15 protein-coding genes are annotated in these 16,033 nt (G+C 65.5%); 9 read left to right on the top strand and 6 right to left on the bottom strand.

Translation table 11 applies throughout. The features are described from left to right. Positions 1 to 37: 37 nt before the first annotated feature. From OCX61_RS11175 to OCX61_RS11155, 5 genes are read left to right on the top strand one after another with little or no spacing between them, the layout of a single operon-like run. Positions 38 to 1,261, top strand: a complete 1,224-nt coding sequence (locus tag OCX61_RS11175) for an SfnB family sulfur acquisition oxidoreductase (RefSeq protein WP_261943847.1) — start codon at positions 38 to 40, stop codon at positions 1,259 to 1,261. 12 nt (positions 1,262 to 1,273) lie between these two features. Further along, positions 1,274 to 2,644: an LLM class flavin-dependent oxidoreductase gene (locus tag OCX61_RS11170; protein ID WP_261943846.1), complete on the top strand. Its 1,371-nt coding sequence runs from the start codon at positions 1,274 to 1,276 to the stop codon at positions 2,642 to 2,644. Then, a complete protein-coding gene (locus OCX61_RS11165; protein WP_261943845.1) occupies positions 2,641 to 3,306 on the top strand; it encodes a methionine ABC transporter permease in 666 nt (221 codons plus the stop codon). The genes OCX61_RS11170 and OCX61_RS11165 overlap by 4 nt, the downstream gene beginning before the upstream one ends. Before the next feature lie 20 nt (positions 3,307 to 3,326). Further along, positions 3,327 to 4,097: a MetQ/NlpA family ABC transporter substrate-binding protein gene (locus tag OCX61_RS11160; protein ID WP_261943843.1), complete on the top strand. Its 771-nt coding sequence runs from the start codon at positions 3,327 to 3,329 to the stop codon at positions 4,095 to 4,097. Between the two features lie 3 nt (positions 4,098 to 4,100). Beyond that, entirely contained in the window at positions 4,101 to 5,114 is a 1,014-nt protein-coding gene (locus OCX61_RS11155) for a methionine ABC transporter ATP-binding protein (protein ID WP_261943842.1), read from the top strand. A gap of 53 nt (positions 5,115 to 5,167) precedes the next feature. Here OCX61_RS11155 and OCX61_RS11150 read toward each other — a convergent pair whose 3' ends face one another. Next, entirely contained in the window at positions 5,168 to 5,701 is a 534-nt protein-coding gene (locus OCX61_RS11150) for a cupin domain-containing protein (protein ID WP_261943841.1), read from the bottom strand. Positions 5,702 to 5,850: 149 nt separating this feature from the next. Here OCX61_RS11150 and OCX61_RS11145 point away from each other — a divergent pair, with 149 nt between their 5' ends. The 4 genes from OCX61_RS11145 to OCX61_RS11130 are packed head-to-tail and all read left to right on the top strand — an operon-like array spanning position 5,851 to position 11,360. After that, entirely contained in the window at positions 5,851 to 7,638 is a 1,788-nt protein-coding gene (locus tag OCX61_RS11145) for a thiamine pyrophosphate-requiring protein (protein WP_261943839.1), read from the top strand. Between the two features lie 19 nt (positions 7,639 to 7,657). Then, positions 7,658 to 8,164 (top strand): (2Fe-2S)-binding protein, encoded by a 507-nt coding sequence (locus OCX61_RS11140; protein ID WP_261943838.1) that lies wholly within the window; start codon positions 7,658 to 7,660, stop codon positions 8,162 to 8,164. Next, positions 8,161 to 9,162 (top strand): FAD binding domain-containing protein, encoded by a 1,002-nt coding sequence (locus OCX61_RS11135; RefSeq protein ID WP_261943837.1) that lies wholly within the window; start codon positions 8,161 to 8,163, stop codon positions 9,160 to 9,162. The genes OCX61_RS11140 and OCX61_RS11135 overlap by 4 nt, the downstream gene beginning before the upstream one ends. Continuing rightward, positions 9,159 to 11,360 carry a xanthine dehydrogenase family protein molybdopterin-binding subunit gene (locus OCX61_RS11130; RefSeq protein ID WP_261943835.1) on the top strand — a complete coding sequence of 734 codons (2,202 nt, stop codon included), beginning with the start codon at positions 9,159 to 9,161 and terminating at the stop codon, positions 11,358 to 11,360. Before OCX61_RS11135 ends, OCX61_RS11130 begins: the two co-directional genes overlap by 4 nt. A 1-nt stretch (position 11,361) precedes the next feature. On the opposite strand, the gene xth is transcribed toward OCX61_RS11130, so the two are convergent. The 5 genes from xth to OCX61_RS11105 all read right to left on the bottom strand — a co-directional run bounded on the left by xth (position 11,362) and on the right by OCX61_RS11105 (position 15,940). Next, on the bottom strand, positions 11,362 to 12,153 hold the full coding sequence (gene xth / locus OCX61_RS11125; protein ID WP_261943834.1) for an exodeoxyribonuclease III: 792 nt from the start codon (positions 12,151 to 12,153) through the stop codon (positions 11,362 to 11,364). Continuing rightward, positions 12,150 to 12,392 (bottom strand): hypothetical protein, encoded by a 243-nt coding sequence (locus tag OCX61_RS11120; RefSeq protein WP_085677382.1) that lies wholly within the window; start codon positions 12,390 to 12,392, stop codon positions 12,150 to 12,152. Before OCX61_RS11120 ends, xth begins: the two co-directional genes overlap by 4 nt. Further along, positions 12,361 to 13,698: an MFS transporter gene (locus tag OCX61_RS11115; protein ID WP_410011105.1), complete on the bottom strand. Its 1,338-nt coding sequence runs from the start codon at positions 13,696 to 13,698 to the stop codon at positions 12,361 to 12,363. Before OCX61_RS11115 ends, OCX61_RS11120 begins: the two co-directional genes overlap by 32 nt. A 133-nt stretch (positions 13,699 to 13,831) precedes the next feature. Further along, positions 13,832 to 14,902: a C45 family autoproteolytic acyltransferase/hydrolase gene (locus OCX61_RS11110; protein ID WP_261943832.1), complete on the bottom strand. Its 1,071-nt coding sequence runs from the start codon at positions 14,900 to 14,902 to the stop codon at positions 13,832 to 13,834. A 108-nt stretch (positions 14,903 to 15,010) separates the two neighbouring features. Beyond that, positions 15,011 to 15,940, bottom strand: a complete 930-nt coding sequence (locus OCX61_RS11105; protein WP_261943830.1) for a LysR family transcriptional regulator — start codon at positions 15,938 to 15,940, stop codon at positions 15,011 to 15,013. Positions 15,941 to 16,033: the final 93 nt, after the last annotated feature.

Below are 16,033 nucleotides of genomic sequence, written 5' to 3'. Positions count from 1 at the left end.
GCAATGTGAAGTCGTCCGACTACACATCGAGTTGTCCATGCCTAGCGAAATCCTCTCTGCTGCCTACGAAATCCGCCGTCCTGCAGCCCATATCATCCGCGACGATGCCGAAGCGATCAGCGTCGCCCACCAGGTCGCCGCCCTGCTGCGTGAAGGCGCCGCCGAGCGCGATCGACGCCGGGAAGTGCCGGCAGACGTCGTCGACGCATTCTCCAACAGTGGGCTGTGGGGCATTACCGTGCCACGGGCACATGGCGGTGCGGAGGTGTCGTTCGCCACGCTGGCCCAGGTGATCGCCATCGTCTCCGCCGCCGACCCCTCGCTGGGGCAGATCCCGCAAAACCATTACTGCCTGCTTGAAGACATCCGCCTGCAAGGCACGCCCGAGCAGCAGCGCCACTTCTTCGCCCTGGTGCTGCAGGGCCATCGCTTTGCCAATGCCCTGTCGGAAACCGGCGGCAAGACCGTCCAGGACATCCGCACCCGCCTGGCGGCCGAGGGCGACGGCTATCGCATCGATGGGCGCAAAGGCTATTGCACCGGCTCGCTTTACGCCCACTGGATCGGGGTACTGGCACTGGATGAGCAGGACCGCGCGCAGCTGGCCTTCGTCGAGCGCGGCACGCCGGGCTTGGTGATCGTCGACGACTGGAGCAGCATGGGCCAACGCACCACCTCAAGCGGCACGGTGCTGCTCGATGGCCTGCGGGTACCGGCGTTCAACCTCTTCCCCAGCTACCGCTCCTACGAGCACCCGACCCTGGCAGGGCCCTTCGCCCAGCTGACCACCGCCGCCATCGATGCCGGCATCGGCCGCGCGGCACTGGACGACACCATTGCCTTCGTGCGCCAGCACGCACGGCCCTGGATTGATGCCAAGGTCGAAAAGGCCAGCGAAGACCCACTGACCATCATCCAGGTCGGTTCACTGGAAATCCGCCAGGAAGCGGCCGAGGCACTGCTGGAGCGCGCAGGCCTGGCGCTGGATGCGGCCAAGCCGGCAGCGGATGAAGACAACGTGGCCTTGGCCTCGGTGGCCGTGGCCAAGGCCAAGGTGCTCACCACCGAGGTGGCCATCGAGGCCAGCAACCGCCTGTTCGAACTGGGCGGCACGCGCTCGTCGCTGACCCAGCACAACTTTGACCGCCACTGGCGCAACGCCCGCGTGCATACCCTGCACGACCCGGTGCGCTGGAAATACCACCTGGTCGGCAACTGGGCCTTGAACGGCGTCAAGCCTGCCCGCCATGACTGGAACTGAGGCGGCCCGACCATGACCAAGCAGATCCGCCTCAATGCCTTTGCCATGAACACCGTCGGCCACCTCTCGCCCGGCCTGTGGCGCCACCCGCGGGACCAGGCCACCCGCTACACCGACATCCACTACTGGGTGGAGCTGGCCAAGACCCTGGAACGTGGCTGCATCGACGGCCTGTTCATCGCCGACGTGCTGGGCGTGTATGACGTGTATGGCGCCAATGCCGACGCGGCCTTGCGCAACGCCGCCCAGGTGCCGGTCAACGACCCCTTGCAACTGGTGCCGGCCATGGCCGCCGCCACCCGCCACCTGGGGTTCGGCGTGACCGCGTCGGTGTCGTTCGAACACCCCTACCCGTTCGCCCGGCGCATGAGCACCCTCGATCACCTGACCCAGGGGCGCGCCGGCTGGAACATCGTCACCTCGTACCTGGCCAGCGGTGCGCGCAACCTGGGGCAGCCACCACTGGGCCACGAGCAACGCTATGCACTGGCCGAGGAGTACCTGCAGGTCTGCTACAAGCTCTGGGAAACCAGCTGGGACGACGATGCGGTGCAAGCCGACCGGGCAACCGGGGTGTATGCCGACCCACGCAAGGTGCATGGCATCGACCACCAGGGCACCTGGTTCAAGGTGCCGGGCTTTCACTTGAGCGAACCTTCGCCGCAACGCTCGCCGGTGATCTACCAGGCCGGCGCCTCGAGCCGCGGGCGCGCCTTCGCTGCGGCCAATGCCGAGTGCGTGTTCGTCGCCGCGCCGAGCAAGGCGGTGCTGCGCAAGCAGGTGGCCGAACTGCGCGCTGCCGTGGCTGCCGCCGGCCGCGCGCCGGAAGATGTACAGATCCTCGAACAACTGACGGTCATCGTCGCGCCCACCGACCAACAGGCCCTGGCCCTGCTCGACGAGTACCGCCAGTACGCCAGCGCCAGCGGCGCGCTGACGCTGATGTCCGGCTGGACCGGCATCGATTTCGCCGAATACACGCCCGACCAGGTACTGCGCGAAGTGCCCAGCGAAGCCATCCAGTCCGCCGTGGAAGCCTTCACCCGCGCCGACCCGGCACGCACCTGGACCACCGCCGAAATCGCCGACTACTGCGCCATCGGCGGTGACGGCCCGGTGCTGGTGGGCTCGGCCCGGACCGTGGCCGATCAATTGCAGGAATGGGTGGAAGAAACCGGTGTCGACGGTTTCAACCTGGCCAGCGTGGTTGCGCCGGAAACCTTCGAGGCGGTGGTCGACCTGCTGGTGCCAGAGCTGCAGGCCCGGGGGGTGTTCAAGCGCGCCTACCAACCCGGCACGCTGCGCAACAAGCTGTTCGGCCGCGGTGACCGCCTGGGTGGATCGCACCCGGTGGCCGCCCTGCGCCGGGAGGCACGCCGATGAACGAGCTACTGGCCAACCTCGACTGGGCCGAAATCGCCCAGGCCTGCCTCGATACCTTGAGCATGCTGGGCGCCGCACTGGGCTTCACCGTGCTGTTCGGCCTGCCCCTGGGGGTGTTGCTGTACCTCACCGGGCAGCGCCAGCTGCTGGCCAACGGGCCGCTCTACCGTGCCCTGTCGCTGGTGGTCAACGTGCTGCGTTCGCTGCCGTTCATCATCCTGCTGATCGTGCTGATCCCGTTGACCACACTGCTGACCGGCACCTCCCTCGGGGTCAAGGGCACCATCCCGCCCCTGGTGGTCGGTTGCACGCCGTTCTTCGCGCGCCTGGTGGAAACCGCGCTGCGCGAGGTCGACCGCGGCCTGGTCGAGGCCAGCCAGGCCATGGGCGGCAGCATTGCCCAGATCATCCGCCACACCCTGCTGCCCGAAGCCCGCACCGGGCTGATCGCAGCCGTCACGGTCACCGCCATCGTGCTGGTCGACTACACCGCCATGGCGGGCGTGATCGGTGGTGGCGGGCTTGGTGACCTGGCGATCCGCTTCGGCTACCAGCGCTTCCAGACCGATGTGATGGTGGTCACCGTGCTGCTGCTGATCCTGCTGGTGCAGGTGCTGCAGATGAGCGGTGACCGCCTGGTAAGACATTTCACCCGACGCTGACCCTTGCAAGGTATCCCCTCATGAAAAAGACCCTTACTGCCTTCGCCGCCTTCATCGCCTTCAGTGCACAGGCCGCTGAACATCTGGTCGTCGGTGCCACGCCGGTACCCCACGCCGAGATCCTCGAATTCGTCAAACCGGCCCTGGCCAAGCAAGGCGTGGACCTGGACATCAAGGTGTTCAACGACTTCATCCAGCCCAACCTGCAACTGGCGCAAAAGCACCTGGATGCCAACTACTACCAGTACCGCCCGTTCCTCAACGACTTCAACAAGACCCGGCACACCGACCTGGTGCCGGTGGTGGGCGTGCATATCGAGCCGTTCGGTGCCTATTCGGCCAAGTACAAGACCCTGGCCGAGCTGCCAGAAGGCGCCAGCGTGGCCATCCCCAACGACCCGGTGAATACCGGTCGCGCCCTGGTGCTGCTGGCCGAGGCCGGGTTGCTCAAGCTCAAGGACCCAAGCAACCCGCAGTCCACCCAGCGGGACATCACCGACAACCCGCGCCACCTGAAGATCCGCGAGCTGGAAGGCGCCATGCTGGCCCGCTCGGTCAAGCAGGTCGACCTGGCCTTCGTCTTCGCCAACTACGCCCTGGAGGCCGGCATCGATACCAACAGCGCGCTGATCGTCGAGAAAGGCAAGGACCTGTACGTCGAGTACCTGGTGGCCCGCCCCGACAACCTGCAGGACCCAGGCATCCAGAAACTGGCCAAGGCACTCAATTCGCCAGAAGTACGCAACTTCATCCTGACCCGCTACAAGGGCCAGATCGCCCCGGGTTTCTGAGCCATGAGCCGCTTCCAGCAACAGCTTCAGTCTGCCCAGGCCCATGTGCAACTGCAGGGCGTCCACAAGCGCTACGGCGGGGTCAGTGCGCTCGATGCCATCGACCTTGAGATACGCCGCGGCGAGGTGTTCGGCATCATCGGCCGCAGCGGCGCGGGCAAGTCCTCGCTGCTGCGCCTGCTCAACCGCCTGGAGGCACCCAGTGCTGGCCAGGTCTTGATCGACGGCCAGGACATTGCCGGGTTGCAGGGCAAGCCCCTGCAGACCCTGCGGCGCAACGTGGCGATGATCTTCCAGCACTTCAACCTGCTGGCCAACCGCACGGTCGGTGAGAACGTCGAACTCCCCATGCGCATGGCCGGGGTGCCACGCGCTCAGCGCGCCGCGCGGGTGCAGGCGCTGCTGCAGCTGGTCGGCCTGGCAGACCGCGCCGGGGATTACCCGGCGCAGCTCTCGGGTGGCCAGAAGCAGCGCGTGGGCATCGCCCGGGCGCTGGTGCTGCAGCCGCAGATCCTGCTGTGCGATGAGGCCACCTCGGCGCTCGACCCGCAGAGCACCCAGTCGGTGCTCGAACTGTTGCGCGACATCAACCAGCAGCTGGGCCTGACCATCGTCCTGATCACCCACGAAATGCAGGTGATACGCGACCTGTGTGACCGCGTGGCGGTGCTGGAACAGGGCCGTATCGTCGAGGCCGGTGAGGTGTGGCAAGTGTTCGGCAACCCCCAACATCCTGTCAGCCGCATGCTGCTGAGCGACGCCGCCCTGCCGCGCAAGGCCAGCCACCCTGGCCACCGCCATATCGACCTGCATTATACCGGGCACCAGCAATTGCAGCCCGACCTGCCGGCTATCAGCGCGGCACTGGGCGAAGGTGTGAGCCTGCATTCGGCTTCAATCGAGCCTATTCAAGGCCGTTGCCTCGGGCGCCTGCGCCTGGCAATCGACAACTCGACGCCGTCCGAAGTGCTGATGCAGCGGGCCCGCCGGCTGGCCGACCGGGTCGAGTGGGTTTGAGCGAACTGGGCCACATCGCCCAGGCTGCCGAGGTTACAGCGTCCTTTGCCCCCTCAGTCGCTTGATTTTCGGTTACGCCAGTGGGTCATCTGCATGCCTGTGGCCGGGTCCTGCGCGGGGACGGGTACTGCAACGATCCGCGCCAGCGCCTGCTGGTGGGTTGCACACGCCGGACGCTGCATGTCGTACTGTTCCTGCCCGTGCGGATAGGCGCCGACCACCAGAAAGTCATCGCTGGCTTCGACGCAGCGATGACCGGTACCCGCCGGCAATACCAGCACATCGCCTGCTTTGATGCTCAGCGTCTGCCCCGCTTCGCCGCCGAGGGTAACCTGGGCATGGCCACTGGCGACGCCCAAGGCCTCATGGGCGTTGGTGTGAAAATGGTGGTAGTGGAAAATGCCGGCACGCCATAGCGGTGCCCACTGGTGTGCCGAGAACAGCGCTTCGAACGCACTGGCATTGTCATCTGCAGGGTTCAACTGAAACCTGTACAGGAGCACGGGAAAACGGTTGTTGGGCGTGGCCCCGTCATCGTCGAAGAGCAGGGTCTGCAAGTTGCCGCTGGTGGTATTGATGCCATTCATCTACGTTCATCCTGATCAGGTAACCGATGTGCCTGGGAAGCCCGCGAGCCTGGCAAGGTTCCGGTCGGCCGACAGACGCGAACACCATTGAAACTTTCCCGACGCCGGCCAAGTCCAGACCCCTATCGAGGACATTCCGGGAGAGGACGATGGCTGGCACGGTAGGCGACTATCTGGTGGAGCGCTTGTATGACTGGGGGGTGCGGCGCATCTTTGGCTACCCCGGCGATGGCATCAATGGCGTGTTCGGCGCCCTGAACCGGGCCAACGGCAAGATCGAGTTCATTCAGGCCCGCCACGAAGAAATGGCCGCCTTCATGGCCAGCGCCCACGCCAAGTTCACCGGCGAACTGGGTGTGTGCATCGCCACCTCGGGCCCCGGTGCCTCGCACCTGCTCACCGGCCTGTACGATGCGCGCATGGACCACCAGCCGGTGCTGGCCATCGTCGGCCAGCAGGCGCGCGCCGCGCTTGGCGGGCACTACCAGCAAGAGCTCGACCTGCTGTCGATGTTCAAGGATGTGGCCGGTGCCTTCGTCCAGCAGGCCTCTACGCCCGAACAAGTCCGCCACCTGCTCGACCGCGCCGTGCGCACGGCCGTCGGCGAGCGCCGAGTCACCGCAATCATCCTGCCCAACGACCTGCAGGACCTGCCCTGCAGCGAGCCGCCCAGGGCCCATGGCACGGTGCATTCAGGCATCGGTTACAGCAAGCCCAAGGTTGTCCCGTTCGACGATGACCTGCAGCGTGCTGCCGACGTACTCAACGCCGGGCGCAAGGTTGCGATACTGGTCGGCGCCGGCGCCCTGCAGGCCACAGAGCAGGTCATCGCAGTGGCCGAAAAACTCGCTGCGGGCGTGGCCAAGGCGCTGCTGGGCAAGGCCGTTTTGCCCGACGATCTGCCTTGGGTCACCGGTGCCATCGGCCTGCTCGGCACCGAACCCAGCTACCAGCTGATGGCCGAGTGCGACACCTTGCTGATGATCGGTTCGGGCTTCCCCTATTCCGAATTCCTGCCCAAGGAAGGCCAGGCCCGTGGCGTGCAGATCGACCTGCAACCCGACATGCTCAGCCTGCGCTACCCGATGGAGGTGAACCTGGTCGGCGACGCTGCGCAAACCCTGCATGCGCTGCTGCCACTGCTGGAGCACAAGGCTGACCGGCGCTGGCGTGACAAGGTCGAAAGCTGGCGGGCGCACTGGGACAAGACCCTGGAAAAACGCGCACGGGTCAAGGCCGAGCCGATCAACCCACAACGCGTGGTGCACGAACTCTCTCCACGCCTGCCCGACAACGCCATCATTACCAGCGATTCCGGCTCCTGCGCCAACTGGTTCGCCCGCGACCTGCAGATCCGTCAGGGCATGCAGTGCTCGCTGTCCGGCGGCCTGGCCAGCATGGGCGCGGCCGTGCCCTACGCGATCGCGGCCAAGTTCGCTCACCCACAGCGTGCCGTGGTCGCCCTGGTCGGTGATGGCGCCATGCAGATGAGCAACCTGGCCGAGCTGATCACCGTGGCCAAATACTGGCAGCAGTGGGACAACCCGCAGTGGATCTGCGCCGTGTTCAACAACGAAGACCTCAACCAGGTCACTTGGGAGCAACGGGTAATGGAAGGCGACCCGAAGTTCGAAGCGTCGCAATCGATACCCGATGTGCCCTACCACCTGTTCGCCATTTCCATCGGCCTGCAAGGCATCTACGTGGAGCGCGAAGAAGACATCGCCGGCGCCTGGGAACGGGCCCTGGCAGCCGACCGGCCGGTGCTGATCGAGTTCAAGACCGACCCTGACGTGCCGCCGCTACCGCCGCATATCAAGCTGGATCAGGCCAAGAAGTTCGCCAGCAGCCTGCTGCAGGGCGACCCCGACCAGGCCGGTGTCATCGTGCAAACAGCCAGACAAGTGCTCAGCTCGGTATTGCCGGGCAAGAAATGACCCACCATGAGGACCTCCCATGCGTGCAATCACTCCCGAGGACGCCCAGGCGCTCCCCATACGCCTGACATTGAACGGGCAGGCCCGCTTGCTGCAGGTCCTGCCGTGGACAACGCTGCTGGACCTGCTGCGTGAACAGCTGGACCTGACCGGCACCAAGAAAGGCTGCGACCACGGCCAGTGCGGCGCTTGCACCGTGTTGCGTGACGGCCGGCGGGTGAATGCCTGCCTGACCCTGGCGGTCATGTGCGACGGCGCCGACCTGGTCACCATCGAAGGGCTGGCCAATGGCGACCAGTTGCACCCCATGCAGCGCGCGTTCATCACCCATGACGCTTTTCAGTGCGGCTATTGCACGCCCGGGCAAATCTGCTCGGCCATCGGCCTCGCCCGCGAAGGGCGGGCCGACAGCCGCGAAGCCATACGCGAGCAAATGAGCGGCAACCTATGCCGCTGCGGTGCCTACGGCAACATTGTCGAGGCCGTGGAAGAGGCCCTGCCGCTGATGCAGGAGGTACGCACATGAGCCCGTTCAGCTACCACAAGCCTGCCTCCGTCAACGAAGCCATCCACCTCGCCAGCCTGTCGTCCCGGTTCATTGCCGGCGGCACCAACCTGGTCGACCTGATGAAGGAAAACGTGATACAGCCCGAGCGCCTGATCGACATCTCGGGCCTGCCACTCAAGGAAATCGAAGCGACTGCAAACGGCGGCTTGCGCATCGGGGCGCTGGTCAGTAACGCCGAACTGGCCTGGCACCCACTGATCGAGCAAGGCTATCCATTGCTGTCACAGGCCATCCTGGCAGGCGCCTCACCGCAGCTGAGAAACATGGCGAGCACCGGTGGCAACCTGCTGCAACGCACACGTTGCCATTACTTCTATGACACTGGCACGCCGTGCAACAAGCGCGCGCCAGGCAGCGGCTGCCCGGCGCGCACAGGCCTGAACCGGATGCATGCCATCCTCGGCGCCAGCGCCGCCTGTGTCGCCACCCACCCCTCTGACATGTGCGTCGCACTGGCCGCCCTGGAAGCGGTGATACACGTGCAAGGCCCGCAGGGTGAGCGCCAGATCGCCTTCGCAGACTTCCACCGCCTGCCGGGTAACGCCCCCGAGCGCGACAATCGCTTGAGTGACGATGAACTTGTCGTCGCCATCGAGTTGCCCCCGCCCGACTTCGCCGCGCATTGCAGCTACCTGAAGATCCGCGACCGTGCGTCGTATGCCTTCGCCCTGGTGTCGGTCGCGGCTGGCCTGCATATCAAGGCAGGCCTCATTCAGGATGCCCGCCTGGCGCTCGGCGGTGTAGCGCACAAGCCTTGGCGGCAAGCAACCGCTGAACAGGTATTGAAAGGCCAGGCGCCTTGCGCGGCATTGTTCACGCAAGCCGCCCAAGTATTGCTGCAAGGTGCCAGCCCGCTGAGCCACAACGGTTTCAAGATCCCCCTCGCACACCGGGCCATCGTACGTGCGCTCAGTGAGGCCGCCTTTGGCAAAACCTATGCAGGAGCCGCCCCATGAATGGCATTACCCCCGTTGTCGGCCAGCCCATCGACCGTGTCGATGGCGTGGCAAAGGTCACCGGGCAGGCGCGCTATGCAGGCGAATACCCCGCAGCCGGGCTGCTGCATGGCAGCGTCGTCTGCAGCACCATCGCCCGCGGCCGGGTGCTAGGCATCGACAGCAGCGAGGCGATGAAGGTACCCGGCGTCATTGCCGTGCTGGACCATGCCCACCGCCCTCGGGTGTCCAGTTATGACGATGACTACAGTGACCAAGACTCGGCCAAAGGCGCGCCTTTTCGCCCCTTGTTCAATGACCGCGTGCTGTACAGCGGGCAACCGCTGGCACTGGTGGTTGCCGAAAACCTTGAGCTGGCCCGCTACGCAGGTTCCCTGATCAAGATCGAGTACAGCCAGGAGGCGCACCAGACCGACTTGCTGGCCGTACACGAAAATAGCCACAAGGCCCCCGCCGAGACGCCAGCGCCCCGTGGCGACTTCGCCGGGCAGTTCGTCAATGCGCCGGTCAAGGTCGATGTGACCTACCTGACCGCCAATGAGCATCACAACCCCATGGAACCTCACGCATCGACGGTCCTCTACAAACCCGGCGATCGCCTTGAAATACATGACAAGACCCAAGGCACCCAGAACTGCCAGGACTATCTGCACAAGGTGTTCGGGCTGCCCAAGGAAAATGTCCGGGTACTGGCCGGGTATGTCGGCGGGGCGTTCGGCTCAGGGTTGCGTCCGCAGTATCAGTTGCCGCTTGCGGTCATGGCTGCACTGCAACTGAAACGTTCGGTCAGGGTCACCCTCACCCGCCAACAGATGTTCACCTTTGGTTACCGGCCTCGCACGCTGCAGCGTCTGCGCCTGGGTGCCGATGCAGACGGTCGGTTGCTGGCGGTTGCCCATGACGCGGTCGGCCAGACGTCTCGCTTCGAAGACTTCACCGAGCACCTGGTGGAATGGAGCGGCATGCTTTACCGCTGCGATAACGTTGCGCTGAGCTATCGCCTCACCCCGCTCGATGTATACACCCCGCTGGACATGCGTGCGCCCGGTGCAGGCTCCGGTGTACTTGCCCTGGAATGTGCAATGGATGAACTGGCCTGTGCGCTCGAACTTGACCCGCTGCAATTGCGTCGGGTCAATTTCACCGACCATAACGGCAATGAAGGCAAACCCTACTCCAGCAAGGAATTGCTGGCCTGCTACGACCAAGGCGCCAGGCGCTTCGGCTGGAGCAGCCGTAATGTCGTACCACGTAGTATGCGAAGGGACCGGCAACTGATCGGTTGGGGCATGGCCGGTGGCGTGTGGGAAGCCATGCAGATGAAGGCCAGCGCCAAGGCGCGGCTCGATGCACAAGGCCACTTGACCGTCAGCAGCGCGACGACCGATATCGGCACCGGCACCTACACGGTCATGGCGCAGATCGCCGCCGACGCTATTGGCCTGTCGGTAGCGAACGCAACCTTCGTGCTGGGCGACTCCTCGTTACCCACCGCGCCATTGCAGGGCGGCTCGTTCACGGTCTCGTCCGTCGGTGCGGCAGTCCTGCAAGCCTGCCAGGTCCTGCGCGGCAAGGTGCTGGAGCGTGCACGCGTGACCTACCCCGCACTGGCCAACCTGCCACTGGAGGCAATCACCTTCGCCGACGGTCACCTTCATTGCGGCGAACAGCGCATCGCGCTTGCGGACATTGCCGCCTCATCGGAAAAAGGCTTCTTCGAAGTACAGATCGATGCAGAGCCGAGTGCGAAACGTGAACCGTTTTCCACCGCCACGCACTCCGCCGTGTTCGTCGAAGTCCTGGTGGATGAAGAGCTGGGCACGATCAAGGTAAACCGTGTGGTCAGCGCCGTCGCTGCCGGGCGCCTGGTCAACCCGAAAACCGCTCGCAGCCAGATCCTGGGCGGTGTCGTGTGGGGCTTGGGCATGGCCTTGCATGAGCAGACCCAGACTGACCACGCGCTAGGCCGGATACTCAACCACAACCTGGCCGACTACCACATTCCGGTCAATGCCGACGTAGGCGATATTGACGTGATATTTGTCGACGAGCAGGACGAAATCGTCAACGAACTGGGCTCCAAAGGCGTAGGCGAGATCGGCGTGGTCGGCGTGGCGGCCGCAGTCGCCAATGCCATCTACCACGCCACCGGCAAGCGCATCAGGGAGTTCCCGATCACCCTCGACACGCTGCTGTAACTCAGTTTTTGCGCGTGCCCAGCTCGATCCATACCGGTGCGTGGTCACTGGCCTTGGCTTGGTTGCGCACCCAGGCGTCGACGCCGGCCTGCTTGAGGTAAGGCGCAAGGTCAGGGTTTAGCAACAGGTGGTCGATGCGCAACCCGGCGTTGCGCGCCCAGTGATTGCGAAAGTAATCCCAGAAGGTGTACACGCGCTCGTCAGGGTGCAGATGGCGAATGGCATCGACCCAGCCCTGCTCCAGCAGTTGCTGGTAGCAGGCGCGCGACTCCGGTTGCAGCAGCGCATCCTTGCGCCAAGAGCGTGGGTTGTAGATGTCCATGTCGGTGGGCACCACGTTGAAATCGCCGGCCAGCAGCGTCGGGTGGCCGCTGCGGTACAGGCCCTTGGCATGCTCGACCAGGCACTCGAACCAGCGCAGCTTGTAATCGAACTTCGGCCCAGGCTGCGGGTTGCCGTTGGGCAGGTACAGGCAGGCCACCAGCACCCCATGCACCGCTGCTTCCAGATAACGGCTCTGGTGGTCGTCCTCCATGCCGGGCAATCCACGACGGACCTCCAGCGGCTCGCTGCCGCGTGCCAGGATTGCCACGCCGTTCCACGACGGCTGCCCCTGGTACAGGCAGCCGTAGCCAGCCGCCTCCAGGTCCTGGCGCGGGAACTGCTGATCGGGCGCCTTGAGCTCCTGAAGGCAGGCGATGTCCGGTTGCTCCCGCGCCAACCAGGCCAGCAGCGCCGGCAGGCGGCTGCGGATGCCATTGATGTTGAAGGTGGCGATCTTCAGCGCTTTCATGCGTCCGGATCGCTCACGTGGGCCTGCACGGCATCCTCCAGCGCGCGCACATGGGCCTGGTCGGCCAATGCCTTGAGCGCCAACCAGTCGTCCCAGTCGATGGCGCCATCGTCGCGCAGGGCCTCGGCGGTGCGCACCAGCTCATGGTGGTAGGCATCCGGCGACTCGCGGCGGTAGCTGATGTCGTCGTACTGGGCGTACCAGGCCTCAAGCTCGGGGATGCTGCGTTCGATGCTCATGGGTGACACTCCTCGCTGTGCCCTTTGCATGTATGAGCCCTGCCCCCTGGCAACGTTCAACCGCAACGTCGCCGGTGCCCTCTTCATCGATCTGCGCCATGCTCAAGCGCGAGGTTTCGCGCAGCAGCAGCGAACACACCGCGACCAGTGCCAGCGCCGCTGCCCCGTACAGCGCCACGCCGAGCGGGTCGTGGTCGGTGAGGATCAGGATCGCCGTGGCGATGCTCGACGCCGTGCCGCCGCCCAGCGCCGCGCCAATCTGATAACTGGCCGAAATCCCCGAATAGCGCATGCTGCGCGGGAACTGCTCGCCGAGAAAAGCCGGGATCGGGCCCTGGGTCGCGCCCATCAGCAGGCCGGTCAGGCAATAGGCGAACAAGGCGATGGCGAAGCTGTGCAGGCTCACCAGGGAAAAGAACGCGAACAAGCCCATGGCCATGACCAGCGCGCCGAAGCTCATCACTGCGCGCCGGCCCAGGCGGTCCGACAGGTAGCCGAACAGCGGCGCCGAGAGCACGATGGCGACCGACAGCGCCAGGTCGAACATCAGCGCCTGGGTACTGCCAAAGCCGACCTGGGTGGCGTAGGTAAGGAAGAAAGTGCTGCCGATGTAGGCGATGGTGCAGTAGCCGAAGGCGATCCCGGTGCACAACAGCAGTTGCCGTGGGCGCTGGCGCAGGGCCTCGGCCAGCGGTGCGCGCGCAGCCTTGGCCACAGGCGCAACGGGCGCTGCAGGCGCCTTGAGCCGGGCATACAGGCCGATAAGCACCAAGGTGCCGCCCAGCCAGAACGGGATGCGCCAGGCAAAATCGACCAGGTTGTCGTTGAACGCCGCACTGACGATGGCGAACACCGCCGCCCCGAGAATGCCCCCGACGCCGATGCCCATGCTGGTGAAGCTGCCCCACAAGCCACGCAGCCCCGGTGGCGCCGACTCGATGCCGAACAGTGCGGCGCCGCCCCACTCGCCACCTGCCGCAAAGCCCTGGATCAGGCGCAGCAGCACCAGCATGACCGGCGCGGCCACGCCGACGCTGGCATGCCCGGGCAGGCAGCCGATGAGGAAGGTGCTCAGGCCCATCAGCAGCAAGGTGGTGACCAGCACCTTCTGCCGGCCGAGGCGGTCACCGAAGTGGCCGAACACCAGGCCGCCCAGCGGCCGGGCGAAAAAGCCCGCGCCGAAGGCGCTGAACGCCACCAGGGTGGCGGTCAGGTGGTCCATCTGCGGGAAGAACACCTGGGGAAACACCAGTGCGGCGGCGGTGCCGTAGATGATGAAGTCGTAGAACTCCAGCGCCGTGCCCATGCCGGAAACACAAAAGGTACGGAACGCGGAGCGGGATGATGCAGGCTGAGTCTGTCGCGAATGCATTGTTGTTGTTCTCGTTCAGCGGGTGCAGCCGGCCAGGCTGCAACCGGTATGCCTCAGAAGGTTTGGCTCAGAAGGTCTGGAAGCCGGCCCTGGCCAGCTGCACGGGCGTGCCGGCGACGTATTCCAGCAGGCAGCGTTCGGTGTCGATGCCGACGCTGAGCAGGGTTTCCCAGCGTTCGGTGTCGGGCATGGCCATGTCCGGGTGGAAGCAGATCGGTGCGCTGTCGCCCGCGGCACCGCACATGGCCTCGGCACGGGCACGCAGGTCGGCGCTGCCCATCTGGCCGATCACCTGCTCCAGGTGGCCCAGGCGGCACTGGGTATCGGCGCGGTCGGCGACCTGCTCACCGCGGCTCAGCTGGGGGTCGAGGAAGTGGTTGGTGTGCAGCAGCCAGCCGTCTTCACGGGGCAACACCAGCGCCGTGCGCGCAGGGCTCAGCTCGATGCTCACCGCGCGCGGGCTGCTGTCCTGACGGGAAAATACGGTCAGTACGGTCGAGGCACTGACCCGCGCCGAACGGGCCAGCTCGATGGCCTCGTCGACGCTGCTGGCGTCCTGCAGCAGGCGACGGGCGATGGCGTGCACCGGCACCCCGCCGCTGTCGTTGTCGCTGCTGTGGTGCAGGATGTTGAAGTGCAGGCCGAGGCCTGCGCTGTTCACCCCCAGCTTGGCCAGCATGCCGAACTCGCAGAACAGCTTGACCTGCATGCCACGCTCGGTAGGCAGCGCCAGCATCAAGCCGTGGGGGCACAGGCTGTCGTGCCAGTCCCAGGTCTGCAGGGTCTGTGGCGCACGTGGGCCACAAGGTGCGTGCACGGTGGTCGAGCATTCACTGTGCCGGGTGCGCGCGGCCAGCACTTCGGTGCGGGCGTTGAGGCTCGCCAGCTGCCACAGTGGCAGGCCGGCGCCGTCGGCCATGCCGATCACTTCTGCGGCCAGCTGCGGGCACCAGGATTCCAGGGCGGCCAGGCTGTTTTCGCCGATGCGCTGCGCCTCGCCCAGCGACACGCCCACCCGTGGGAAAAAGCCCAGGTACAGGGCGGTGGTGGTGCGAATCTGTTCGGCAAAGCGTTCGCCGATCTGGCGGCCCCGCTCGAGGGGGTTGCGGATGTCGGTGACGTGGGTGTGGATCTTCACGGCGGGAAACTCCTGGTACGCGGTGGTCAGACGCCTGCAAGCCTAACCAGCGTTCCTGCGCCGATCATTGCCACAACCCGCACAACTTTTGTGCCCAGGCGGAAAAACTCAGCCGCGCCCCAGCACCGGCGCGCCCTGCCCGCGCAGGTGGTCATGCAGCATGGCGATAAACGCCTGGACCTTGCGGGTATTGCGCCGGTGCGGCAGGTACAGCACATGCACCCACGGCCCGAACGCGCTGAGCGCCCGCCAGTAGTCGGGCATCACCTCCAGCAGTTGCCCGCTGGCCAGGTACGGCGCGGCGCTCCAGGTCGGCACGAACTGCAAGCCCTGCCCATCGAGCAGGCAGGCCAGCAGGAAATCGAAGCTGTCACTCACCAGCTTCGGCGTGGGCTGGCGCACGCGCAGGGTCTGGCCCTCGTGCTCGATCCACCAGTAGCTGCGGTTGAGCAGCGGGTGGCGCAGCAGCAGCCAGTCGTGCTGGGCATAGTTGTCCAGGGTGATCGCCTCGCCATGGCGGGCCAGGTAGGCGGGGCTGGCGCAGAGCATCACGCGGTTCTCGATCAGCGGCTGGGCGATCAGCTCCGGCTGGTCGGTGGGGCCATCGCGCAGCGACAGGTCGTAACCGCCATCGATCAGGTCTTCGTTGGCATCGTTGAGGTTGACCTCCAGGCGCACCTGCGGGTGCTCGCGCAGGAAGCGGCAGCACACCTGGTTGAGAAACGCCGGGCCGAACGACGGCGGTGCGGTGATGCGCAGGGTGCCGCGCAACGCATGCTGCAGCTGCTCCACCTCCTCGGTCACCCGCTGCAGGTGCATCAACGCCTGGCGGGCGCCGTCCAGGTACAGGTTACCGGCCTCGGTCAGCGCCATGCGCCGGGTGGTGCGCTCGAACAGGCGCACGCCCAGTTCGCTTTCCAGGTGCGCCACCGCCTTGGTGATGGCCGATGGCGTCTTGCCCAGTTGCTCGGCTGCACGGCTGAAGCTGCCGTGCTCGGCAGCGGCGACGAAGATGGTCAGGGCCATCATCTTGTCCATGGTTTATTCCTGTCAGGCACAAGCGAAAGAGATGGCATGGGTAGTGCGCCCCTACCATCAAACCTTGAAATGCCGCCAATTTGAATAGGCATT

The sequence above is a fragment of the Pseudomonas sp. LRP2-20 genome, from assembly GCF_024349685.1.
GTDB lineage: Bacteria > Pseudomonadota > Gammaproteobacteria > Pseudomonadales > Pseudomonadaceae > Aquipseudomonas.
The sequence above is the reverse complement of the archived record's forward strand: the minus strand, read 5'-3'. Positions and strand labels throughout refer to the sequence as shown.

Coding starts and splice junctions, on each gene's coding strand:
- OCX61_RS11175 (WP_261943847.1), top strand. CDS start 38: ATGCCTAGCGAAATCCTCTCTGCTGCCTACGAAATCCGCCGTCCTGCA.
- OCX61_RS11170 (WP_261943846.1), top strand. CDS start 1,274: ATGACCAAGCAGATCCGCCTCAATGCCTTTGCCATGAACACCGTCGGC.
- OCX61_RS11165 (WP_261943845.1), top strand. CDS start 2,641: ATGAACGAGCTACTGGCCAACCTCGACTGGGCCGAAATCGCCCAGGCC.
- OCX61_RS11160 (WP_261943843.1), top strand. CDS start 3,327: ATGAAAAAGACCCTTACTGCCTTCGCCGCCTTCATCGCCTTCAGTGCA.
- OCX61_RS11155 (WP_261943842.1), top strand. CDS start 4,101: ATGAGCCGCTTCCAGCAACAGCTTCAGTCTGCCCAGGCCCATGTGCAA.
- OCX61_RS11150 (WP_261943841.1), bottom strand. CDS start 5,701: ATGAATGGCATCAATACCACCAGCGGCAACTTGCAGACCCTGCTCTTC.
- OCX61_RS11145 (WP_261943839.1), top strand. CDS start 5,851: ATGGCTGGCACGGTAGGCGACTATCTGGTGGAGCGCTTGTATGACTGG.
- OCX61_RS11140 (WP_261943838.1), top strand. CDS start 7,658: ATGCGTGCAATCACTCCCGAGGACGCCCAGGCGCTCCCCATACGCCTG.
- OCX61_RS11135 (WP_261943837.1), top strand. CDS start 8,161: ATGAGCCCGTTCAGCTACCACAAGCCTGCCTCCGTCAACGAAGCCATC.
- OCX61_RS11130 (WP_261943835.1), top strand. CDS start 9,159: ATGAATGGCATTACCCCCGTTGTCGGCCAGCCCATCGACCGTGTCGAT.
- xth (WP_261943834.1), bottom strand. CDS start 12,153: ATGAAAGCGCTGAAGATCGCCACCTTCAACATCAATGGCATCCGCAGC.
- OCX61_RS11120 (WP_085677382.1), bottom strand. CDS start 12,392: ATGAGCATCGAACGCAGCATCCCCGAGCTTGAGGCCTGGTACGCCCAG.
- OCX61_RS11115 (WP_410011105.1), bottom strand. CDS start 13,698: ATGGGCACGGCGCTGGAGTTCTACGACTTCATCATCTACGGCACCGCC.
- OCX61_RS11105 (WP_261943830.1), bottom strand. CDS start 15,940: ATGGACAAGATGATGGCCCTGACCATCTTCGTCGCCGCTGCCGAGCAC.